Annotated in this window: 22 protein-coding genes; 7 read left to right on the top strand and 15 right to left on the bottom strand. The window is 73.7% G+C overall.

The window, feature by feature from the left end; all coding sequences use genetic code 11:
- The first annotated feature begins 30 nt into the window (after positions 1-30).
- The 3 genes from cobG to P2424_RS28885 are packed head-to-tail and all read left to right on the top strand — an operon-like array spanning position 31 to position 3,880.
- A complete protein-coding gene (gene cobG / locus P2424_RS28875) occupies positions 31-1,545 on the top strand; it encodes a precorrin-3B synthase (protein ID WP_276479170.1) in 1,515 nt (504 codons plus the stop codon).
- Between the two features lie 17 nt (positions 1,546-1,562).
- On the top strand, positions 1,563-2,189 hold the full coding sequence (locus tag P2424_RS28880) for a precorrin-8X methylmutase (RefSeq protein WP_276479171.1): 627 nt from the start codon (positions 1,563-1,565) through the stop codon (positions 2,187-2,189).
- Positions 2,186-3,880, top strand: coding sequence for a precorrin-2 C(20)-methyltransferase (locus tag P2424_RS28885; RefSeq protein ID WP_276478593.1), 1,695 nt, complete (start codon positions 2,186-2,188; stop codon positions 3,878-3,880). The genes P2424_RS28880 and P2424_RS28885 overlap by 4 nt, the downstream gene beginning before the upstream one ends.
- Positions 3,881-3,952: 72 nt before the next feature.
- On the opposite strand, the gene P2424_RS28890 is transcribed toward P2424_RS28885, so the two are convergent.
- The 3 genes from P2424_RS28890 to P2424_RS28900 all read right to left on the bottom strand — a co-directional run bounded on the left by P2424_RS28890 (position 3,953) and on the right by P2424_RS28900 (position 5,620).
- Positions 3,953-4,447 (bottom strand): multidrug efflux SMR transporter, encoded by a 495-nt coding sequence (locus P2424_RS28890; RefSeq protein WP_276478594.1) that lies wholly within the window; start codon positions 4,445-4,447, stop codon positions 3,953-3,955.
- Positions 4,448-4,537: 90 nt separating this feature from the next.
- Positions 4,538-4,858: a multidrug efflux SMR transporter gene (locus P2424_RS28895; protein WP_276478596.1), complete on the bottom strand. Its 321-nt coding sequence runs from the start codon at positions 4,856-4,858 to the stop codon at positions 4,538-4,540.
- Between the two features lie 165 nt (positions 4,859-5,023).
- Positions 5,024-5,620: a DsbA family protein gene (locus P2424_RS28900; protein WP_276478597.1), complete on the bottom strand. Its 597-nt coding sequence runs from the start codon at positions 5,618-5,620 to the stop codon at positions 5,024-5,026.
- A gap of 113 nt (positions 5,621-5,733) precedes the next feature.
- On the opposite strand from P2424_RS28900, the gene P2424_RS28905 reads away from it, so the two are divergent.
- Both P2424_RS28905 and P2424_RS28910 read left to right on the top strand, forming a co-directional pair.
- The gene (locus P2424_RS28905) at positions 5,734-6,093 is read left to right on the top strand and encodes a MerR family transcriptional regulator (protein WP_276478599.1); all 360 of its coding nucleotides are present in this window, start codon (positions 5,734-5,736) and stop codon (positions 6,091-6,093) included.
- A gap of 215 nt (positions 6,094-6,308) precedes the next feature.
- The gene (locus tag P2424_RS28910) at positions 6,309-6,998 is read left to right on the top strand and encodes an aspartate/glutamate racemase family protein (RefSeq protein ID WP_276478600.1); all 690 of its coding nucleotides are present in this window, start codon (positions 6,309-6,311) and stop codon (positions 6,996-6,998) included.
- Between the two features lie 73 nt (positions 6,999-7,071).
- Here the strand turns inward: P2424_RS28910 and P2424_RS28915 are convergent, their stop codons facing one another.
- Complete coding sequence (locus tag P2424_RS28915) at positions 7,072-7,818, bottom strand: cobalt-precorrin-6A reductase (RefSeq protein WP_276478601.1); 747 nt, start codon at positions 7,816-7,818, stop codon at positions 7,072-7,074.
- A 17-nt stretch (positions 7,819-7,835) separates the two neighbouring features.
- Between P2424_RS28915 and P2424_RS28920 the strand changes: the two genes are divergently transcribed.
- Positions 7,836-9,023 (top strand): cobalt-precorrin-5B (C(1))-methyltransferase, encoded by a 1,188-nt coding sequence (locus P2424_RS28920; RefSeq protein WP_276478602.1) that lies wholly within the window; start codon positions 7,836-7,838, stop codon positions 9,021-9,023.
- A gap of 15 nt (positions 9,024-9,038) precedes the next feature.
- On the opposite strand, the gene cobM is transcribed toward P2424_RS28920, so the two are convergent.
- Positions 9,039-9,788, bottom strand: coding sequence for a precorrin-4 C(11)-methyltransferase (gene cobM / locus P2424_RS28925; RefSeq protein ID WP_276478604.1), 750 nt, complete (start codon positions 9,786-9,788; stop codon positions 9,039-9,041).
- Positions 9,785-11,092, bottom strand: a complete 1,308-nt coding sequence (cbiE, locus tag P2424_RS28930) for a precorrin-6y C5,15-methyltransferase (decarboxylating) subunit CbiE (protein WP_276479172.1) — start codon at positions 11,090-11,092, stop codon at positions 9,785-9,787. Before cbiE ends, cobM begins: the two co-directional genes overlap by 4 nt.
- Positions 11,093-11,297: 205 nt before the next feature.
- Between cbiE and P2424_RS28935 the strand changes: the two genes are divergently transcribed.
- A complete protein-coding gene (locus P2424_RS28935) occupies positions 11,298-13,139 on the top strand; it encodes a prolyl oligopeptidase family serine peptidase (RefSeq protein WP_276478605.1) in 1,842 nt (613 codons plus the stop codon).
- Here the strand turns inward: P2424_RS28935 and P2424_RS28940 are convergent.
- From P2424_RS28940 to P2424_RS28980, 9 genes are all read right to left on the bottom strand, one after another.
- Complete coding sequence (locus P2424_RS28940) at positions 13,045-13,890, bottom strand: SURF1 family protein (RefSeq protein WP_276478606.1); 846 nt, start codon at positions 13,888-13,890, stop codon at positions 13,045-13,047. The genes P2424_RS28935 and P2424_RS28940 overlap by 95 nt on opposite strands.
- Positions 13,891-13,999: 109 nt before the next feature.
- The gene (locus P2424_RS28945; protein ID WP_276478607.1) at positions 14,000-15,355 is read right to left on the bottom strand and encodes a hypothetical protein; all 1,356 of its coding nucleotides are present in this window, start codon (positions 15,353-15,355) and stop codon (positions 14,000-14,002) included.
- Entirely contained in the window at positions 15,352-15,927 is a 576-nt protein-coding gene (locus P2424_RS28950) for a SigE family RNA polymerase sigma factor (protein ID WP_063829223.1), read from the bottom strand. Before P2424_RS28950 ends, P2424_RS28945 begins: the two co-directional genes overlap by 4 nt.
- 407 nt (positions 15,928-16,334) lie before the next feature.
- Positions 16,335-17,615, bottom strand: a complete 1,281-nt coding sequence (locus P2424_RS28955; RefSeq protein ID WP_276478608.1) for an aspartate kinase — start codon at positions 17,613-17,615, stop codon at positions 16,335-16,337.
- A 652-nt stretch (positions 17,616-18,267) separates the two neighbouring features.
- The gene (locus P2424_RS28960; RefSeq protein ID WP_276478609.1) at positions 18,268-18,846 is read right to left on the bottom strand and encodes a Uma2 family endonuclease; all 579 of its coding nucleotides are present in this window, start codon (positions 18,844-18,846) and stop codon (positions 18,268-18,270) included.
- Positions 18,847-18,902: 56 nt separating this feature from the next.
- Entirely contained in the window at positions 18,903-19,952 is a 1,050-nt protein-coding gene (locus P2424_RS28965) for a hypothetical protein (RefSeq protein WP_276478610.1), read from the bottom strand.
- A 371-nt stretch (positions 19,953-20,323) separates the two neighbouring features.
- On the bottom strand, positions 20,324-20,992 hold the full coding sequence (locus P2424_RS28970; protein ID WP_276478611.1) for a DUF5063 domain-containing protein: 669 nt from the start codon (positions 20,990-20,992) through the stop codon (positions 20,324-20,326).
- Positions 20,993-21,051: 59 nt separating this feature from the next.
- Positions 21,052-21,651 carry a recombination mediator RecR gene (gene recR / locus P2424_RS28975; protein ID WP_019354764.1) on the bottom strand — a complete coding sequence of 200 codons (600 nt, stop codon included), beginning with the start codon at positions 21,649-21,651 and terminating at the stop codon, positions 21,052-21,054.
- A gap of 238 nt (positions 21,652-21,889) precedes the next feature.
- Positions 21,890-22,225, bottom strand: coding sequence for a YbaB/EbfC family nucleoid-associated protein (locus P2424_RS28980; RefSeq protein ID WP_074998858.1), 336 nt, complete (start codon positions 22,223-22,225; stop codon positions 21,890-21,892).
- Positions 22,226-22,439: the final 214 nt, after the last annotated feature.

Here is a 22,439-nt window from a genome sequence, read left to right on the forward strand (position 1 = left end):
CCCTCCAGTCGTCCGTCCGCGCACGGCGCCATGCCAGTTGCCGATGCAACTAGTTGCGCAGCCCCGCGCGAGCGGGCCGACGCCTGCCCGGGAGCGCTGCGGCTGCACCCGGCGGACGACGGCGGACTGGCGCGGGTACGGGTGCCCGGCGGGGTGCTCGACGTCGCGCAAGCGGCGGCCCTGCACACGGCGGCGACCCGGCTCGGCTCCGGCGACCTGCATCTGACCTCCCGCGGCAACATCCAACTCCGGGGCCTCCGAGACGATGCTGGCCCCGAGCTGGCCGGGCTGCTGAGCGGAGCGGGGCTGCTGCCCTCGCTCGCGCACGAGCGCGTCCGGAACATCGTGGCCTCGCCGCTTTCCGGCCTGGACGGCTCCGGGCACCGGGACATCGCCGGACGACTCGCCGAACTCGACCGACTGCTGTGCGAAAGCGAAGTGCTGCGCGAACTGTCGGGGCGCTTCCTGTTCGCCGTGGACGACGGCCGCGGCGATGTCGCCGCGCTCGGAGCGGATGTGACCCTGCTCGCCGAGCCGGAGGGCACGACGCTGCTGTACCTCGGCGCCGACCGGGACGCCGGAGTGCTCCGCGTCGCGGACGGACACGCCGCAGCCGCGGCCGTGGTGGCCGCGGAGATCTTCCTCGCCGCCGTACGGGAGTCGGGGCTCCGCGCCTGGCGGGTCGCCGACCTCGCGGTGACCGGCGCCGAGTTGGCCCGCAGGACCGCACTCCGGCTGAGAACTGGAGCGCGGGAGGCGCCGCTCGCGCCTCTCCCGGCGACCCCGGCGCTCGGCCCCCGCTCTGAACAGACCCGCGCGGGGAACACCGCTGCTGCTCCCGTGCCCGGCCCGGTCACCGGCCCATCCGGGGCGGTGGCGCTCTCCGTGCTCGCCCCGCTCGGCCGGTTGACCGGTCGGCAGTGGGAGCTGCTGACCCGTACCGCCGAACGCGAGGGCGACGGCACGCTGCGGATGACTCCGTGGCGGGGCGTCGTCGTGCCCGGTCTCACGCGCTCACGTGCACCCGGCGCCCTCGCGGCGCTCGGCGCCACGGGGCTGGTGACCGATCCCGCCTCGCCCTGGCGGGGAGCGGGCGCCTGCGCGGGGCGCCCGGGCTGCGCCAAGTCCCTGACGGACGTACGCGCCGACGCCGCGGCTGCCCTGGCCCGTCCTGCTGCCGCCTCCGGCCTCGGCACCGGAAGCGGCTCGTCCGCGCTGCCCGTGTACTGGTCCGGGTGCGAGCGCCGGTGCGGGCATCCGCGCGGCGACCGGGTGGAGGTCGTGGCCGGGAACGACGGCTACCGGGTGGCGGTGGTGCGCGGCACCGGCGAAGAGCTCCCCGTCCCGGTCCCCGCCGGCTCCGACCCGGGCGCGGCCGCCGCGGCGGCCCGCGTACCGGAGGGCCCCGGACGACGGCGGGACGACGGGACCGGGCACGGCGGCGGCGCGCTTCCGGGCGCCGCGACACGGGAGAGCAACCGACCGTCCGAGCACAGCGGGGCACAGGTGCCCGCGCGCGAGGACTCAGCGACGGCAAGCCCATGACGACGAGCGGGAACACAGTGTTCGAGTACGAGAAGGACGGCGCTGCCATCTACCGGCAGTCCTTTGCCACCATCCGCGCCGAGGCGGACCTGGCGGGGCTGCCCGCCGACGTCGCCCAGGTCGCGGTACGGATGATCCACGCCTGCGGCATGGTCGACCTGGTCCGGGACCTCGCCCACACTCCGCGGGTCGTCGCGGAGGCCCGCGCGGCTCTCCGCGCGGGCGCGCCCGTCCTCTGCGACGTCGCCATGATCGCCAGCGGCGTCACCCGCAGGCGGCTTCCGGCCGACAACGAGGTGGTGTGCACCCTCGCCGACCCGGAGGTGCCCCGGCTCGCGGCCGAACTGGGGACGACACGTACCGCCGCCGCCCTCGAACTGTGGCGCGACCGGCTGGAGGGGTCGGTCGTGGCGATCGGCAACGCGCCCACGGCGCTTTTCCGGCTGCTGGAGATGATCGAGGAGGGGGCGCCGCGGCCGGCTGCCGTGATCGGGGTGCCGGTCGGTTTCGTCGGGGCCGTGGAGTCCAAGGAGGCGCTGGCCGAGCACGCCTCCGGGCTGGAGCATTTGATCGTCCACGGCCGCAGGGGTGGCAGCGCCCTGGCCGTCTCCGCGCTCAACGCCATCGCGAGCGAGGAGGAATGAGGCAGGTGACCGGCAGCGCGGAGGAGGAGCAGGTGAACACCGTGTCCGACGATGCGGCAGCGCACGACGCGGCGGCGGACGGCGGGAGCGGCACGCCCGCGGGCGGGGCGGCGACGCACGGCGACCCGGCGACCGGCGGCCGCGCAGCGGTCGAAGCCCGGACCCCCGAAGCGACAGGAGCCGCGGGCACCGGCGGCGCCGGGCGGTTGATCGGCGTGGGGCTGGGGCCCGGTGACCCGGCGCTGATGACGGTGCGGGCGGTGGAGGCCATCGCGGAGGCGGACGTCGTCGCCTACCACAGTGCCCGGCACGGCCGGTCGATCGCACGCTCCATCGCGGAGCGCCATCTGCGGGCCGACCACGTGGAGGAGGCGCTGGTCTATCCCGTCACCACCGAGTCCACCGACCACCCGGGCGGCTACCGGGGCGCGCTGGAGGACTTCTACACCGAGGCGTCGGCGCGACTGGCCGCGCATCTGGACGCGGGGCGGACGGTGGCCGTGCTCGCCGAGGGCGACCCGTTCTTCTACGGCTCGTACATGCACATGCACAAGCGGCTGGCGCACCGGTACCCGACGGAGGTCGTGCCCGGTGTCACCTCCGTGAGCGCGGCCGCAGCCCGGCTCGGCACCCCGTTGTCGGAGGCCGAGGAGGCGCTGACGGTGCTGCCCGGCACGCTGCCCGAGGAGGAGTTGACCGCCCGGCTCGCCTCCAGCGACGCGGTCGCCGTGATGAAGCTGGGGCGCACGTTCCCCAAGGTGCGCCGGGCGCTGGAGCGGTCGGGGCGGCTGGCCGAAGCCCGCTACGTGGAGCGCGCCACGATGGAGGGCGAGCGCACCGGGCGGGTCGCGGACGTGGATCCGGACTCCGTGCCGTACTTCTCTGTCGCCGTGCTGCCGAGCAGGGTCGGCGCGCCGGCCCGCGAGTGCCGCGAGGACTCCCCCGGCGAGGTCGTCGTCGTGGGCACCGGCCCCGCCGGACCGCTGTGGCTCACCCCCGAGACGCGCGGCGCGCTGGCCGCCGCCGACGACGTGGTCGGCTACACGACCTATCTGGACCGGGTGCCGCGCCGGGACGGCCAGCGGCGGCACGGCTCCGACAACCGGGTGGAGGCCGAGCGCGCGGAGTTCGCCCTGGAACTGGCGCGGCGCGGGCGGCGGGTGGCCGTCGTCTCCGGCGGGGACCCCGGCGTGTTCGCCATGGCGACGGCCGTGCTGGAGGCGGCCGAGCAGGACGCGTACGCGGACGTCCCGGTACGGGTGCTGCCCGGGGTGACGGCCGCCAACGCGGCAGCGGCCCGCGTGGGGGCGCCGCTGGGCCACGACTACGCCGTGCTCTCCCTCTCCGACCGCCTCAAGCCCTGGGAGGTCATCGCCGGCCGGCTGCGCGCCGCGGCGGCTGCCGACCTGGTGCTGGCCCTCTACAACCCCGGTTCCCGCAGCCGCACCTGGCAGGTCGGCAAGGCCCGCGAGGTGCTGCTGGAGCACCGGGCGCCGGACACCCCCGTGGTGGTGGCCCGGGACGTCGGCGGGGAGGGGGAGCGCGTGCGCACCGTCCCGCTGGCCGAACTGGACCCGGACCAGGTGGATATGCGCACCCTGCTGCTCGTCGGCTCCTCGCAGACCCGGACCTTCGGCGGAGCGGACGGCCCGGCGCGGGTGTGGACCCCGCGGCGCTATCCCGAGGACTGAACCGCCCGCCGCCCGCCGCCCGCTGCGGGGCAGCGAGCGACGGGCGGCGGTCCCCGGCCGGTGGGCTGCTGCTCACCGGCCCGGCCGGGCGGGCAGCTCGTCGGCCTCGGGGCGCGGGGGCCGGTCGGAGAGCTTGAGCCAGACCACCCCGGCGATGATCACGGTCAGCCACACGGCCTTGACCGGGGTGAGGGTCTCGTCGAAGAAGACGGGGCCGAGCAGCGCGGCTCCGACGGCGCCGATACCGGCCCAGACCGCGTAGCCGAGGCCGACGTCGAGGGTGCGCAGGGCGAGGCTCAGGGAGAAGAGCGTCAGCAGGAAGAAGACGACAGCGACAAGCGACCAGGACAGCACGGTGAAGCCGTGGCTCCCTCCCACGGAGAGCGCGTAGCCGACCTCGAACGCTCCGGCCAGGAGGAGCACGAGCCAGGCTCGCGCCCGGCCGCTGCGGGTGGCGGCGTCGCCGCCGCCGCTGGTGTCGCCGTGGCGGACGGTGTCGTTGTTGCCGAGATTGGCGGTGTTGCCGAGGGTGTCGTTGTTGCCGAAGGTGGCGGTGTCGTTGGACATGTGCGGGCCCTTCTCATGGACGCGGGAACGCGTGAACGGAACGAACGGGTTGAACGGGGACAGAGGGGCGGCGGGCCGCGTGCCGGATGGTCAGGCTGCTCCGCTGAGCTGGAGGCCGACGACTCCGACGATGACCGCGGCGATGCCCAGGAGCTTGCGCCAGTCGAGGCGTTGGCCGAAGAGGAGGGCGCCGAGGACGACGATCCCGACGCCCGCGGCGGAGGTCCAGATCGCGTAGCCGACGCCGACGTCGAAGGTCAGCAGGGCCAGGCTGAGGAGGTAGGTGGCGATGCCCCCGCTGGCCAGGGTGGCCGCGGTCCAGCCGGGCCGGGTGAAGCCCTGGGCCTTGCCGGCGGAGAGGGCGACGGTGATCTCGAAGACGACGGCGGCGCCGAGGTAGAGCCAGTGCATGAGGTGTCCTTGGGTCGAAAGGGCGCGAAAGAGCGCGAACGGGAAGGGGCTTGAACGGATTCGCGGGGCGCGAGAAGGCGCGCGGGGGTCAGGAACGGGCGGTGGAACCGGGGTGCAGTTCGCGGTGGCGAGCCGGCGGGACTCGGAGCCGAGCCGGGTCCGCGGTCAGGCGGCGGCCGCCTCCCGCAGCGCGCGGCTGATCACGCCCTCGGCGGCGACGCCTTCGATGCGCCGGTCGCCGATGACGAGCGTGGGGACGACGGTGATCTGCATCCGGGCCGACTCCGCCAGTGCCCGCCGGTGCCGCTCGGCGTACTCCGGGTCGTCGAGGGCCGCGGTGTAGCCGGCCGGGTCGAGGCCCGTCTCCGCGGCGAGCCGGGCCAGGACCGCGCGGTCCCCGATGTCCAGGTCCTCGCGGAAGAAGGCCGCCTGCACCCGCCGGTGGTAGGCCCCGGCCCGGCCCTGCTCCGCGGCGTACTGGGCGCCGCGGAAGGCCGACTCGGTGTAGGGCTGCGGCGAGAGGTTCGGCAGCCGCATCGGCACCTGGTGGCGGCGTGCCATCGGATACACGGCACGCTGCCAGATGTCGGGCAGGTACGGGTCCTCCGGGCGGAGCGTGGGCGCCGGGCGGGGGCGCAGTTCGTGGGGGTGGTGGACGACCTCGATGTCGGACCGGTCACGGACCGCCCGCTCGATCACCTCGTCGGCGATCAGGCAGAACGGGCAGACGTAGTCCGACCACAGATGGATCCGCGCGGTCATGACGACCTCCGATTCCCCTGGGCACCCCCGGTGGGTGCGGCTCCCAGAGCGTGGAACCTCACACCGGTGTCAACTGCAAGACTGGAGTCCCACGGACGGCCTCGGGAGGTCTCATGCGGATCGGTGAGCTGGCGGATGCCAGCGGCGTCAGCGCCCGGTCGCTGCGGTACTACGAGGAGCAGGGGCTCATCCGCTCCCGGCGCACGCCCGGCGGCTGGCGGGACTTCGACGCGTCCATGGTCGAGCGGGTGGTGATGATCCAGCACCTGTTCGCCGCCGGGCTGAGCAGCGCCACCGTCAACGAACTGCTGCCCTGTCTGGAGGCACCGCTGGAGGAGCGCAACGGCGTCATGGAGCAGTTGCTCGCCCAGGAGGTCGAGCGGCTCCGGGCCAAACGGCGCGACCTCGACCGCGAACTCGACACGCTCCAGGCGCTCCGCAACGAGACGGCCGTGCCCGACGACGCCCAGTGATCCCTCGGTGTCCCCTCGGCCGCTGACACCTCTGCGCTCCTGCCCGCAACACGCCAAAGGCCGCCTTATGTGGTGGGCTGCCGGGCGGAGGCGCCGCGACGGGCGCGCACGCACGGCGCTGCGGCAACACCAGCAGCGGCAGCGGCAGCGGCAGCGGCAGCGGCAGCGCGCACGGGACGACGGTGCGGGACGGGACGAGGAAGGGCGGAGGCAGCGTGCGAACCATCGGGCTGATCGGCGGAATGAGCTGGGAGTCCTCGGCGGAGTACTACCGGATGCTCAACGAGCTCGCCAGGGACCGGAAGGGCGGGCTGCACTCGGCGCGGCTGGTGCTGTATTCGGTCGACTTCGCCGAGATCGAGGTACTGCAGGCGCAGGGGCGCTGGGACGAGGCGGGCGGCATCCTCGCGGCCGCCGCCCGGGCCCTGGAGGCGGCGGGCGCCGATCTGCTGGTGCTGTGCACGAACACCATGCACCGGGTCGCCGAGCACATCGAGGAGGCCGTGGAGGTGCCGCTGCTGCACCTGGCCGACGCGACGGCGCGGGCGGTGCGGGCGGCGGGGCTGCGGCGCGTCGGCCTGCTGGGAACCGCGTTCACCATGGAGCAGGACTTCTACCGGGGACGGCTGGCGGCCGGCGGTCTGTCGGTGCTGGTCCCCGGCTCCGCCGACCGGGAACGGGTGCACCGCGTGATCTACGAGGAGCTGTGCCGGGGAATCGTGCTGGACGCGTCCCGTGCCGCGTACCGGCGCGTCATCGACACGCTGGTGGCGGACGGGGCGGAAGGCATCGTGCTGGGGTGCACGGAGATCGAGTCGCTCATCGGGCCGCAGGACAGCCCGGTGCCCGTCTTCCCCACCGCCCGGCTGCACGCGGAGGCCGCCTTCGATGCGGCGGACCGGTGACCCGCGCGGCTCGGCGACACCCCCGAGCGGCGGGCCGCAAGAGCGGCGCAGGCGGCCGGTGAGGGGGTGCCGGTCACATTCCGCGGAGCGCCTCGGCCGCCTCCTCGGGGCTCGTCACCTCCCGTACGCCGGGCGGGACCGGCGGGCGGCGGACGACCACGACGGGCAGTCCCGCCTCCCGCGCCGCCGCGAGCTTGGGCGCCGTGGCCGCACCGCCGCTGTCCTTGGTCACCAGCACGTCGATGCGGTGGCCGCGCAGCAGCGCGCGCTCGTCGTCCAGCGCGAAGGGGCCCCGGCTGAGCAGCAGCTCCATCCGGGCGGGAACGGGCGTGCCCGGTTCCGGAGGGTCGACCGAGCGGGAGAGGAACCACAGCCCGGCGCTCGCGGGCCCGGCGAACGCGGCCAGTCCCAGGCGTCCGGTCGTCAGGAAGATCCGCCGTCCCAGCCGCGGCAGCAGCCGCGCTGCCTCCGGCAGCGAGTCCGCCAGGTGCCAGTCGTCCCCCGCACCGGGCACCCACCCGGGGCGGCGGAGGGCGAGCAGGGGAACATGGGCTCCGGCTGCGGCTTCGGCGGCATGGAAACTGATCTTCTCGGCGAAGGGATGGGTGGCATCGATGAGAACGTCCACATGGTGTGTACGCAGCCATTCCGTGAGCCCCGGCACGCCTCCGAAGCCCCCGACCCGCACCTGGCCCACCGGCAGCCGGGGCCCCGCGACGCGTCCGGCCAGCGAACTGGTGACCCGGAGGCCGGGGGTGCCCGCCAGCAGTTCCGCCAGGCGGCGGCCCTCCGTCGTCCCGCCGAGAATCAGTGCGTGCACGGGGTCCGGTTCCTCTCATGTCTGAGCCGAGCGAGGCCGCTGCGAGCGAGGCCGCTGCCGGCGGGGCCCCGGAGAGCGAGGCGGCAGGCGAGGCCAAGGGCGGGCGCGATGCCCAACTCAAGCACACCGGGCTGCGGCCGGGCTGGACGACCGGTGCCTGTGCGACAGCGGCCACGACCGCCGCCTACACCGCGCTGCTGACCGGCGACTTCCCCGATCCGGTGACGATCACCCTGCCCAAGGGCCAGACCCCCGCCTTCGCCCTCGCGTACGAGGATCTGCGGCCGGGCATCGAGGCCACGGCCGCGGTCGTCAAGGACGCGGGCGACGACCCCGACGTCACCCACGGCGCCCTGGTGCGGGCCACCGTGCGCCCTCTCGCGCCGGGTGCGGGCGTCGTCTTCCGGGCCGGGCCCGGCGTGGGCACCGTCACCCGCCCCGGCCTGCCGCTCGACGTGGGCGAGCCCGCCGTCAATCCGGTGCCGCGGCAGATGATGCGCGAGCACGTCGCCCGCGTGGCGGACGGGCACGCAGCCACCGGCGCCGACGTGGAGATCACCCTGTCCGTCGACAACGGCGCGGAGATCGCCCGCTCCACCTGGAACCCGCGACTGGGAATCGTCGGCGGGCTGTCGATCCTGGGGACGACCGGCGTCGTCGTCCCCTACTCGTGCTCCGCGTGGATCGACTCGATCCGGCGCGGGGTGGACGTGGCCCGTGCCGCGGGGCGGACGCATGTGGCCGGTTGCACGGGATCGACCTCGGAGCGGACCGTCGTCGCCGAGTACGGGCTCCCGGAGGACGCGCTGCTGGACATGGGGGATTTCGCGGGCGCCGTGCTGAAATACGTACGCCGCCACCCGGTGGACCGGCTCACCGTGTGCGGCGGTTTCGCCAAGCTGTCCAAGCTGGCGGCCGGGCATCTGGACCTGCACTCCAAGCGCTCCCAGGTCGACAAGGGCTTCCTCGCCGGCCTGGCCCGGACGGGCGGCGCCGACGAAGACCTGGCGGACCGGATCCGGGCGGCCAACACGGGTCTCGCCGCGCTCCAGTTGTGCGCCGCCGCGCACGTCCCGCTCGGCGACCTCGTCGCCGAGGCGGCGCGCGACGAGGCGCTCGCCGTCCTGCGCGGGGCACCCGTGCGGGTGGACGTCCTCTGCATCGACCGCGCGGGGACGGTCGTCGGACGCAGCGCCGTGCGCTAGCGCCCCGCGCGGCCCTCAGCAGGTGTGGCGGTCGCGTTCCGCGGAGTAGAGGTGGCTGTCGCGGAAGTGCTCGGCGGCCAGGGTGCGGCCGACCAGGATGACGGCCGTCCGGCTGAGCCCGGCCGCCGTCACCCGTTCCGCGATCTCCTCCAGGGTGCCCCGCAGTACGACCTCGTCGGGGCGGCTGGCGAACGCGACGACCGCTGCCGGGCAGTCGCCCCCGTAGTACGGGAGGAGTTCGGCGACCACCTCGTCCACGTACCGCACCGCGAGGTGCAGTACGAGCAGTGCGCCGCTGCGGCCCAGCGTGGCCAGGTCCTCGCCGTCCGGCATGGGGGTGGCCTGCCGGGCGACCCGGGTCAGCACGACGGTCTGGCCGACGGTCGGCACGGTCAGCTCCCGCTTCAGCGCGGCGGCCGCCGCCGCGAACGCGGGGACACCCGGTACGACCTCGTACGGCACCTCCGCGGCCGTCAGCCGCCGCATCTGCTCGGCGACGGCGCTGAAGACGGAGGGGTCTCCCGAGTGCAGCCGCGCCACGTCGTGCCCCTCGCGGTGCGCGCGGACCAGTTCCTCGGTGATGGCGTCCAGGTCGAGTTGCGCGGTGTCGACCAGCCGCGCGTCGGGCGGGCACTCGGCGAGCAGTTCCCTGGGCACCAGGCTGCCCGCGTACAGGCAGACCCGGCAGGCGGCCAGCGTCCGGGCGCCGCGCACCGTGATCAGGTCGGCGGCGCCGGGCCCGGCGCCGATGAAGTACACCGTCATCTCTCGTCTCCCCACGCGTCCTCGGGTCCCCGTACGTCTTCGGGCGGCTCGCCCGTCACCTCAGCGGCGCTCTTGCACACCGCCCACTGGGTCACCGGCATCGCCTGCCGCCAGCCGGTGAAGCCGCCCACCGGCACCCCGTGCGCGACGGAGAGCCGCACCAGTTCACCGCCGTACCTGCGGTACCAGCGCACCAGCAGCGCCTCGGACTCCAGCGTGACGGTGTTGGCGACCAGCCGCCCGCCCACCGGCAGCGCCGCCCAGCAGGCGGCCAGCAGACCGGGCGCCGTCAGCCCGCCGCCGACGAACACCGCGTCCGGTGTGGGCAGTCCGGACAGCGCCTCCGGTGCCGTACCGGTGACCACCCGCAGCCCCGGCACCCCCAGCCGGTCGGCGTTGCGCGCGATCCGCCCGGCACGCTCGCCGCTGCGCTCCACGGTCACCGCCCGGCAGGCCGGATGGGCCCGCATCCACTCCACCGCGATCGACCCCGCGCCGCCGCCCACGTCCCACAGCAGTTCACCGGGCGCGGGCGCCAGCGCGGCCAGCGTCGCGGCCCGCACATGGCGCTTGGTGAGCTGCCCGTCGTGCTCGTACGCGGCGTCCGGCAGCCCGGGTACCGCACCCGGCCGCACCACGTCGGCCTCCGGGCCGGCCGCACAGACCACGGCGACGATGTTGAGCGGGTCGCCCGGCGGATGCCGCCAGTCCTGTGCCGTCCCCGCGCTGGAGCGCTCGCGCGGGCCGCCGAGCTGCTCCAGCACCCGCATCCGGCTCGGTCCGAAGCCGTGCTCGCGCAGCAGCTCCGCGACCCGGGCCGGGGTGTCGGCCCCGGCGCTGAGCACCAGCAGCCGCCGCCCGTCATGGAGCGCGGCGGCGATCCGGGCGAGCGGCCGGCCGACCACGCTGACCACCTCGCACTCCTCCAGCGCCCAGCCGAGCCGCGCACACGCGTGGCTCACGGACGAGGGGTGCGGCAGCACCCGGAGGGACAGCTCCGGCAGCAGCTCGGCCAGGGTGCGGCCGATACCGTAGAAGTACGGGTCACCGCTGGCCAGCACCGCGATCCGGCGCCCCGCGTGCGCCGCGAACAGCCCCGGCACGGCGGGCCGCAGCGGGGACGGCCACGCCACCCGCTCCGCGGCGCACTCCGCGGCGGGCAGCAGGTCGAGTTGCCGCGCGCCCCCGAAGACCACCTCGGCGGCGCGCAGCGCCTCCCGGGCGGGCTCGGCCAGCCCCGGCCAGCCGTCGGCGCCGACGCCGACGACCGTCACCTCGGGCGGGACGGCGGCGGACGGGGGCATCGCAGACACGTCGGGGATCGCAGCCACCTTCACCTTGGAGATCGCACAGCTCTCGAACAGGGACGGCTCGAACTGTACTGTTCGGGACCCCGCACTCCGACCGCCGGTCCCCGCACCACCGGCCCCGGCAGCCGCCCCCGGTCCGCCGGCCCGGACCAGCGGTCCCCGGTCCGCCGGAGGCGGCCCCCGGGCCACAATGGGGCGCATGGATCAGAACGCACTGCCCGACCACGCCATGCCCGACTGGGAGAAGCGGTTCAGGGCGCCGCGCGTCTCCCTGCCCGAGTGGGCCGAGGACGCACCCGCCCGGTCGCTGTTCGTATCGAACGCGACGGGCACGTTCGAGCTGTACGCCTGGGACCGGACGACCGGCGAGCAGCGGCAGGTGACCGACCGGCCCAACGGGACCACGGACGGCACCCTTTCGCCCGACGGCGAGTGGATCTGGTGGTTCTCGGACACCGACGGCGACGAGTTCGGTGTCTGGATGCGGCAGCCCTTCGCAGGCGGCCCCGACGCCCGCGCAGTCGAGGGGCTGGACCCCTCCTACCCGGCGGGCCTGGCACTCGGCCGGGACGGCACCGTGGTGCTCGGCCGCTCCACGGACGAGGACGGCTCCACCGTCCATGTGCTGCGCCCCGGCTCGCCCGCGCCCGTCGAGATCTACCGGCACAGCGAGTCGGCGGGCGTGGGCGACCTCTCGCACGACAGCAGCCTGCTGGTGATCGAGCACACCGAGCACGGGGACGCCATGCACGCGGCACTGCGCGTCGTACACCCCGACGGCTCGACCGTCGCGGAGCTGGACGACAGCGAGGGCGGCACCGTGGAACTGGGGCTGACCGTGCTCGGCTTCGCCCCGGTCGACGGCGACCCGCGGCTCCTGGTCGGCCACCAGCGGCACGGCCGGTGGGAGCCGATGCTCTGGGACCCGGTGGCGGGCACGACCACGGAGCTGGCGCTGGACCTGCCCGGCGATGTCGCCGCCGAGTGGTATCCGGACGCCGCAGCGCTGCTGATCGCCCACAGCCACCAGGCCCGCGACGAACTCTTCCGCTACGACCTGACGAGCGGCACGCGCACCCGCATCGAGACGCCCGCCGGGTCCGTCATGGGCGTGACGGCGCGGCCGGACGGCGCCGTGGAGTACCTGTGGTCGTCCGCCGCCGAGCCGCCCCAGGTGCGTTCCGCGAGCGGCGCCACCGTGCTCGACCCGCCCGGGATGACCGCTCCGCGCTCGGTGCCCGTCGAGGACGCCTGGGTCGAGGGGCCCGGCGGGACCGTGCACGCGCTGGTGCAGAAGCCGGCCGGGACGGGCCCCTTCCCCACCGTCTTCGAGGTGCACGGCGGCCCCACCCACCACGACAGCGACGCCTTCGCCGGGCAGCCCGCCGCCTGGGTCGACCACGGCTTCGCCGTCGTGCGGGTCAACTACCGCGGCTCCACCGGATACGGCCGCGCCTGGACGGACGCGCTCAAGCACCGGGTCGGCCTGATCGAGCTGGAGGACATCGACGCCGTCCGCGCCTGGGCCGTCGGCTCCGGTCTCGCCGATCCGGACCGGCTGGTGCTGGCGGGCGGCTCCTGGGGCGGCTACCTCACCCTCCTCGGGCTCGGCGTCCAGCCGGAGGTGTGGGCGCTGGGGCTGGCCGCGGTGCCCGTCGCGGACTACGTCACCGCCTACCACGACGAGATGGAGGCGCTGAAGTCCCTGGACCGCACCCTGCTCGGCGGCACGCCGGAGGAGGTGCCCGAGCGGTTCGAGGCGTCCTCGCCGCTGACGTACGTCGACAAGGTGCGCGCGCCCGTCTACGTCTCGGCCGGGGTCAACGACCCCCGCTGCCCGATCCGGCAGGTGGAGAACTACGTCACCCGGCTCGAGGAGCGCGGCCACCCGCACGAGGTGTACCGCTACGACGCGGGACACGGTTCCCTCGTCGTCGAGGAGCGGATCAAGCAGATCCGGCTGGAGATCGACTTCGCGTTGCGTCATCTTCCGCGGACGGACGCGGAAGGCCGGCATCCGCTTCCGGACCGTCCGGCGTGAGTCCCAGCGCGGCGTCCGCGGCCGTCTCCGCCTCCCGGCGGAAGAAGCGGAACCACATGAACACCACGAACCCGGCGAAGACGAACCACTGCGCCGTGTAGCCCAGGTTCTGGAACGCCTTCATGTCGAGGCCGGTGTTGTCGGGCGCGACCGGCGGCACCGGTCTCAGCGGCCGCTGCGTGTGCTGCTCGGTGATCCAGGCGTCCCGCACCCCGTAGGGGACGACGTTGACGAGCGGCGCGGCGCTCACGAACCCCAGCTGCCCCTCCGGCAGCGCGCCCGGAGCGCCGGCATCGTGCTGCGACTCCGGTGCCTGGAGCACCCCGGTGACGGTGACCTCCCCCTCGGGCGCCGCCGGCACCCGGTCCGGATCGGCCGCGCCGGGCAGCCAGCCGCGCACCACGGGCAGGGCCTTGCCGCCGCCGTCGGGGCGCAGCAGGGACAGTACGTAGAAGCCCCGCTTCTCCTCGACCGTCCGGTCGGGGACGAGCAGCGGGTGCGCCGCGTCGAACCGGCCCGTCACCGTGGCCGTGCGGCCCACCGTCTCCTGGGTCACCGGGAGCAGCTCCCGCAGCGGCCGCGCCTCGGCGCGCGCCTCCGCGCCGGACTGCTCCCGCTGCTCCTGGTGCCGTTCGACGCGGTCGTCGAAGCGGCTGAGCTGCCAACTGCCCATCAGGACGCAGACCGGAATCGCCACCAGGGCGAAGAGGTTGATCGCCCACCATCGCGGCGTCAGCAGGAACCGGTACACACTCCCACAGTACGGCCACACACCGGCGCCGCTGCCAGGAGGGCCCGGCAGGCGGAGGTCCGCTGCGCGGGGGCCGCCGGGGCCCGGCCGACGAGGGCTCCGCGCCGGGTCAGTTCTGCGGGATCACGCCCGTGCGGTAGACCGTTCCGCTGCCGCACGCCCCGGAGACCTTCGTGCCCGCGGCAGGGGCACCGCCCTCCGGAGTGTGGGAGATCACGACATCGGCGTCGCCGCCACCCGGGTCGCCGCCACCGCCGTCGCCCTCGCCGGGCGTTCCGGTGCCGCCGCCGGAACTCTCCCCGCCGCCGTCCGCGGAGCCGTCGCCGCTGCCGGCGCCGGGGCCGGTGGTCTCGCCGTCGCCGCGGCCGCCCTGCGGCGTGGGCGAACTGCACCCGCCGCTGGGCACCCACGCGAACTTCACCACATACGCCTGGCCGGGGCGCAGCACGACCTCGTCCCGTGCGGCGGCCGGATCGCCGAGGCCGGGCGCCGGATCACCCGCGGTGTGGTCGACGACCAGGACCTGCCCGCCGCCGGCCCTGCCCTGCACGGAGGCGCCGACCAGCCCTTCGCCCTGGACCGTGCAGGGGTCGCCGGAGACGTTGGCGACCCGGAAGCTGCCGTAGACGGTCCCCTTGCTGTCGGGCGCCCCGGATTCCGCGGAGCCCCCGCCGAGCTGGTTGCTGCCGCAGGTGGGTGCGCTGGCGCTGAGCGTCTCGTTGGGGTCGGCGCTGTCGCCGGGGCCGCCGGTGGGCGCGGGGTGAGTTCTTCCGTCGCCCTTGTGCTTCTTGTCCTTGTCCTCGTCCTTGCCGCCGTCCCGGTCCTCCTCGCCCTTGCCGCCGTTGCCGCCGGTGCCGGCCTCGGGACCGCGGGTCTGGCCGTGGACGCTGCCCGCGGTCACCGGGTGGTCGTCCCCGCCGACGCCGGGTACGCCGCCGTAGACGAGCGCGGGCACGCCGACGAGGGCCACGAGGGCCGCCGCCACACCGCCGACCATCGCCTGGCGGCGGTGCGCGCGCCGTGCGGGCACCGCCCGCTGGAGGTGGTCGAGGGTGCGGTCGAAGCTCTCGGCGGGCGGTTCGATGCCGCGGACGCTGTGCTGCAGGAGGTCCCGGAGGGTCTCTTCCTCGGAGCTGAGCGCGGACTCGTCGAACAGGTCGAGCGACATCTCCTCGGAAGCGCCGGACTCCTGCCCGGAGCCGGACTCCTGCCCGGAGCCGGACTCCTGCCCGGAGCCGGACTCCCGCGCGAGGCCCGCCGCCCCGGCGGCAGCGCCCTCCTCGGCGGCAGCGCCCTCCTCGGCGGGGTGTCGGTCCGCGGCCCCTTCCGGCCCGTCCGCGCGCGAGTCCTGCGCCTCGGGGGGACCCGGCACCTCAGGCGAGCCGGGTGCCTGGGGGGAGTCCCCCGGCACTTCGTGCGACCCGCGCGGCTCCTCGCCGTCGGGGAAACCCAGTCCGTCACTCATGACGCCGCCTCCATGGCGGTGCGCAGCGCGGCGATCCCGCGCGAGCCGTATGCCTTCACGGAACCCAGGGAGAGACCGAGCACCTCGGCCACCTGAGCCTCCGTCATATCGGCGAAGTACCGCAGCACCAGCACTTCGCGCTGGCGCCGCTGCAGGCCGCGCATCGCCTTGATCAACTGATCCCGTTCGAGCTGCTCGTACGCCCCCTCCTCGGCGCTCGCCATGTCGGGCATCGGCTTGGAGAGCAGCTTCAGCCCGAGGATGCGGCGGCGCAGCGCGGAGCGGGAGAGGTTCACGACCGTCTGCCTGAGGTAGGCGAGGGTCTTCTCGGGGTCGCGCACGCGCTTGCGCGCCGAGTGGACGCGGATGAACGCCTCCTGGACGACGTCCTCGCACGAGGCGGTGTCGTCGAGCAGGAGCGCCGCGAGCCCGAGCAGGGACTTGTAGTGGGCGCGGTAGGTCTCGGTCAGGTGATCGACTGTGGTGCCATGTGCCATCGCCTCGTCAGCGTCCCCATGCTGTGTGAGCGGACGCGAAGGGCGCGCGGCGGGCCACGGCGCGATCACAGACATGCCTCCCGCCACTGGTAGCCCTCCGGCACCAGCGCTGGGGCGACCAGGGGCCGTTGCGATTCCGAGTACCTCTGCCACGCCTGTTTGACACGTTTCCCCCCGTCAGGGTTGTACGCGACAGGCACTGTGCGCGAAAACACACCACATGCCGTCATACACACATCTCTCAGTCTCCGTGAACGCCCCGTGTCTCCCAGGCCCTCCACCGCGCTCCCCGTGCGCGTCAGGCTCCAGGGACACAAAGACGCTCCCCGCCTGCCTGCCGGTTGCAGGGGCGGGGAGCGCCATTGTCCGTCAGCGCACACCACCGTGGCCAGTGGGTCCGGCGGACCGGTGGAATGCGCCGGTCAGCGAGGATGCCGGCCCGGTAGCGGCTCCGCCGGGTGAGGGCGGTGCCGCCGGCCCGGTCAGCGGCCGGTGCCGCCGTAGACCACGGCCTCGTCGGTGTCGCTGTCCAGCCCGAAGGCGGAGTGGACGGCGCGGACCGCGTCCTGCACGACCTCCTCGCGGGTGACGACCGAGATGCGGATCTCCGAGGTGGAGATCAGCTCGATGTTGACCTCGGCGTCGGACAGCGCCTCGAAGAAGGTCGCCGTCACGCCCGGATTGGTCTTCATACCCGCGCCGACGAGAGAGATCTTCGCGATCTGGTCGTCGTACCGCAGCGAGTCGAAGCCGACCGTGCCCTGCACCTTCTCCAGCGCGGCGATGGCCTTCTTGCCCTCGGACTTGGGCAGCGTGAAGGAGATGTCGGTGAGCCCGGTGGAGGCGGCCGAGACGTTCTGGACCACCATGTCGAGGTTGATCTCGGCGGCCGCGACCGCGCGGAAGAGCGCGGCGGCCTCGCCCGGCTTGTCCGGCACCCCGACGACCGTGACCTTGGCCTCGGACGTGTCGTGCGCCACACCCGAGATGATCGCCTGCTCCATCGACTCTTCCCCTTGCCCGTCCGGCTGCTCGTTCGTGACCCACGTACCCCTCAGGCCGGAGAAGGACGACCGCACGTGGATCGGGATGTTGTAGCGGCGCGCGTACTCGACGCAGCGGTGCAGCAGCACCTTGGAACCGGACGAGGCCAGCTCCAGCATGTCCTCGAAGGAGATCCGGTCGATCTTCCGCGCCTTCTTCACCACCCGCGGGTCGGCGGTGAAGACACCGTCGACATCGGTGTAGATCTCGCAGACCTCGGCGTTGAGCGCCGCGGCCAGCGCGACCGCGGTGGTGTCCGAACCGCCCCGGCCCAGGGTGGTGATGTCCTTGCTGTCCTGCGAGACGCCCTGGAAACCGGCGACGATCGCGATGTTGCCCTCGTCGACCGAATCCTTGATCCGGCCGGGGGTGACGTCGATGATCCGCGCCTTGTTGTGCGCGGAGTCGGTGATCAGACCCGCCTGACTGCCGGTGAACGACTGCGCCTCGTGACCGAGGGATTTGATCGCCATCGCCAGCAGGGCCATGGAGATCCGCTCTCCTGCGGTCAGCAGCATGTCGAACTCGCGGCCGGAGGCGACCGGAGACACCTCTGAGGCAAGATCGATCAGCTCGTCCGTCGTGTCACCCATCGCCGAGACCACGACGACAACCTGGTTGCCGTTCTTCTTGGCTTCGACGATCCGCTTGGCAACGCGCTTGATGCCCTCGGCATCGGCAACGGAGGAGCCGCCGTACTTCTGCACGACAAGGCCCACGTGTGCTCGCTCCTCGAATCATTTCCCGGGACCCCGGCGCTCCGTGCGACGCTGCCCGGAATGAGGGGATCCACTGGTCGGCTCAGTGTATCGACCGGACGGAACCCGGTCCCGTCCGCGGAGGCCCCTGCCCACCAGGGCCGAAATGACACGGAAACGTGAGTCTGTTCACGATCCCCCGCGGCACACCCCGGACGAAGAACCCCACTCCGGCATATCGTGCCGTATCAGGTTATTTGGCGCCTTTCATTTCTTCGCGTCCGCTGCTTTTCCGCTTTGCCGCTCCCGGCCGCCGCGTACTCCGTACTGTGCCGGACAGCAGCCCGGCCCGGCCTACGCACGGCCGTCGCACGGTGGGGCATGACCGTGACCTGGCGGAACGGAACCAGCCCGGCCTCCGGCCGCCCGAAGGGCCAGAGGCGGTACGAGGGGCGAGGGACGAGAAGCGAGGAGGCCGGCATGGCCATCGACTACGTGAAGCGGGCACCGGGGCAGTCGGGACAGCCGAGCCGACAGGGACAGCCGGACCGGCCCGCGGCGGGCGCGAGCCCCGCCGGGAGAGGCCCGGGGATCGGGGGACGGCGCCGGGAACCGGTTCGGGGCCGGTGAGGGCGACGGCTGCGGGACCGTCCGAACCGTTGCCTCCCGCGGCTCAGTGGACGTAGTCCTGCAGCTTCTCCGTCTCCAGCGTGACCCCCACCGGGGCCGGCAACCGGACGACAGCCCCGTAAGGGTGAGACGTGCGGCTCCGGTACGTCCCGTTCTCCGGCTCGCTGTAGCAGATGAGAGTGCAGGCGTCCCGGTCGACGAGCAGGTAGACCGGGATGCCGACGGCCGCATAGCCGTCCCGCTTCTCCCGGCGATCCCGCCGGTCGGTGTCCGGATCGTGAGAGGTCACCTCGACAGCCATCAGGACACCGTCAGGGTCGGCCCATTCGCCCTGTCCCACGAAGTGGTCCTCGGGCACCAGCGCGCCATCCGGCCGGGCACGGCCCTTGCGGCAGCCGCCCACCTTCAGTCCCTGCTCGGGATAAAGAGTCAGGTCAGGACGCTGCTGGAGGCACTTCTTGAGGAGCCACATCACAATGGCTCCGTGATCCCCGTCCGGCACCGGTTTGACCTCTAGTTTCCCGTTGATGAATTCCAGCGACACGGTTTCGGGCGCGGTCCGGGCCAGCGCCTCGAAGTCCTCGACAGGCATCTGGGGGTGGTCGGCAGTGCTGGGGGTCATGGCGTCGCCTCCTCCCCTCCATGCTGCCCCGGGCCCGGGATCCACGTCGTGCAGGGTCATGCGTCGTGCCCTGCTGCGAAGCGGGTCGGGCGAGGCCGGGCCGGCCGTGGCCGGATGGATGGTCGGGCCGCGGCCAGGCCGCCGCGTACCAGGGCCGCCCAGCGGCGGACGTCCTCGCCGGGCAGGCCGTCCCGCGGTGGGGCGGGTTCGGCTCGGCAGGCGCGGCAGAGACCACCGCGCAGGGATTCGGGGCTTCCGGGCCGGCCGCAGTCGGTGCACTCCGGGCGGAGCCGTACGGGCGCACGGCGTTCAGTCGCCGCCGGTACAGGCGGGAGTTTGGCCGTGAGACGGCTCCGCACCAGCCCCGCAGGGCTGTGGACGACGGGCGGCAGCCCCGCTGTCAGCGCGGACGCGAACCGTTCCGCGTCCGTGTCGCGGGCCAGCCACTCGGCTGCCGGTGCCGCCAGTTCCGCGCACTCCGCCGCCGACAGGACGAGCCGGGGATCGCGCCGGCCGAGCGCCGCGAGCGCCCTGTACGCCTCCGTGCGGCGTGGCGGTTCCGGGGCCGGGCTCACATCCGGAGCGGTGACGGGAACGGGGACGGGATCCGGGGCGGGACCGGAGACAGGGCCGGGGACGCGGCCGGGGTCCGGGGCGCGGCCGGGGTCCGGGGCGGGGCCCGGAAGGGGGCGCTGGTCCGCAGCCGAGGAGACCCGGCCGCCGAGGAACGCCGTCCACCAGTCCTCGTCCCGCGCCGCACGCGAGAAGTACGTCCGCGTCACATGCTGCGGGCACCCCTCCCCCACCAGTCCGCCGACCCGGCGCAGATGCCCCGCCCGGGACAGCTCGCGGAGCGCGGAACGGCACGCCTGCTGGCCGTAACGGGGCTGGGACTTGGCGAGGGTCTTCACGTCGATGGCGGCGCCCTCGGGCAGCCGGTCGATGAAGGACGCGAGGCAGGCGGCACGCTCCGGCAGATGTGCGAAGTCCGCCCGGGACGACGGGCCTTCCGGCTGGGCGGAATCGGGGGTCCGCTTCCCGAATCCCGGCTTGGCCATGGGATGTGCGGGGGCGGAGAAGGGAGCGTTAAAGTCGGCGTAAGCCATCAGATCAAGTTCCTGGTCTGGTGGTGAGACCCCGGCCGGTGTTGGTAGCACCGCGCCGGGGTTGTTGTTGTCGGTGTGAACGCTAACCACACCCTGTCACCCTCTGCAACGGCGCGCGGCACGTTCCGTCGCGCCCCCCTGCCGTGCTCGGTTTCAGGGGCGGGTGGGCGGGGAGAGACCCACCGCCCATTCCTCAGAAAGAGGGCTCGGAGCCCGGCGTCCGCCACCCGGCGCTCGGGACCCGGGGCCCGACGCCCGGGCGGGATCGCGGCGCGCAGCAGCCGACAGCCGCCACGACGTACCCGCCCCGGGACTGCCGGACCGCGTACCGCCCGAGGTCCGGCGTCCGGCCGCGCCGCCGCGGGCGGTGGCTACGCCTCGCTCTGCCGCATCCCCAGCGGACCGCCGATCTCGGCGGCCATCACGGCACCGGCCTCGGCCTCCAGCGAGCCGTCCTCGTCCGCGGCGTTGCTGTCGGTGTCCAGCCCGTCGAGCTCCTCCAGCGGGTTGTCCAGCCGGACGTGCGCCACCAGCGACTGCAGGGCACGCAGCGACGCCGAAGCGGTCGGCCCCCAGTTCGAAAGATAGGAGAACTGCCACCACCACAGCGCTTCGCTCACCCGGCCCGCACGGTAGTGGGCCATGCCGTGCCGCAGATCGGTGAGGACGTCCGAGAGATCGTCCGAGATCCGGCACGCGACCGGCGCGGAACGCGGCACATACGGGTCGAAGACCTCTGAGTAGACGTCGACCGGGTCCAGCAGCGCGGCGAGACGCTCGCGCAGCTCGTCCACGTCCGGCTCGGGGCCCACATCGGGCTCGTACCGCTCGTCCGGGAGGAAGTCCTCGTGCGCGCCCAGCCGCCCGCCCGCGAGGAGCAGTTGCGAGACCTCCAGCAGGAGATAGGGGACAGCGCTGTCCGGATCGTCGCCCTTGGCGACCTCGCTGACGGCGACCACGAAGCTCTCGATCTGGTCGCTGATCTGCACGGCGAAGTCGTCGGGACTGTTCTTGATGGAGTTCAGCGTCGCATCAGACATCGGGCAACCTCTCCCCTGTGGGCTCTTCGTGGCCCTGGCTCGCACAGCCTCGCACGGGCTCACACATCCAGGAGCCGCCTTCCTTCGAAGGCCCGCCCCAGCGTGACCTCGTCCGCGTACTCCAGGTCTCCCCCGACGGGGAGCCCGCTCGCCAGCCGCGTCACCTTCAACCCCATGGCGGAGACCATCCGCGCGAGATACGTGGCCGTCGCCTCGCCCTCCAGGTTGGGATCCGTGGCGAGGATCAGCTCGGTGACCGTCCCGTCGGCGAGGCGGGAGAGCAGTTCCCTGATCCGCAGATCGTCGGGGCCGACCCCCTCGATGGGGCTGATCGCGCCACCCAGCACGTGGTAGCGCCCCCGGAACTCGCGGGTGCGCTCGATCGCCACGACATCCTTGGGCTCCTCGACCACACAGATGACCGAGACGTCACGGCGCGGATCGGCACAGACCCGGCACTGCTCCTCCTGCGCGACATTGCCGCACACCGCGCAGAACCTGACCTTCTCCTTGACCTCCGTCAGCGCACCGGCGAGCCGGCGTACGTCGGCGGGCTCGGCCTGCAGGATGTGGAAAGCGATCCGCTGCGCGCTCTTGGGACCGACGCCGGGCAGTCTGCCCAGTTCGTCGATCAGGTCCTGGACCACGCCTTCGTACACGGATGGCTCCCGCCTGCTCTCTGTTCGTCCTCTGAGTACGTTAGTGGTCCGTACGGGCCACCACTAGCCGCTGACCGGGAGCCGGCCCCCGGGTGAACGGCCGTTCGACCTCCGGTTCCGGGAAGGTGCCCGAGCCGACCGGGCCGACCGGCCGATTCCCGTCGGCCGACCGTCCGGCCGGTAGGAATCCGCCGGACCGGCGTACCGGCCGAACCGGTCCTTCAGAACAGCAGGCCGATCAGAACGGCAGGCCGGGCATTCCGCCCATGCCCTGCGCGAGCGGGCCGAGCTTCTGCTGCTGGAGTTCGGCAGCGGCGCCGTTCGCATCACGGACGGCGGCGAGCACCATGTCCGCGAGCGTCTCGGTGTCCTCCGGATCCACCGCCTTCGGATCGATGACCAGCCCCTGGAGCTCGCCGGAACCATTGACGGTCGCCTTCACCAGGCCGCCGCCCGCCGAGCCCTCGACGGAGGTTTCGGCCAGCTCCTGCTGCGCCGCGGCCAGATCCTGCTGCATCTTCTGCGCCTGCTGCAGCAACTGCTGCATGTCAGGCTGCCCACCACCGGGAATCACGATTGCTCCTGGCTCACTAGACGCCTCTTCAACGCCCCGAGCCTACGTGCTCAGCCCTGGACCGGCCGCCCCTCCCCGGCCCTTCTCCGGCCCCTCTCCGCCCCTTCCCGGCCGGCCCGGCCCGGCGGGCCGAACGCCCGCACCCGGCGGCACACCGCTCCCCGCATGGTCAAAGGGCCGCGGCACCGATCGACCAGGAGGGGGAGACGGCGAC

Source organism: Streptomyces sp. WMMB303 (assembly GCF_029351045.1).
Taxonomy (GTDB): domain Bacteria; phylum Actinomycetota; class Actinomycetes; order Streptomycetales; family Streptomycetaceae; genus Streptomyces.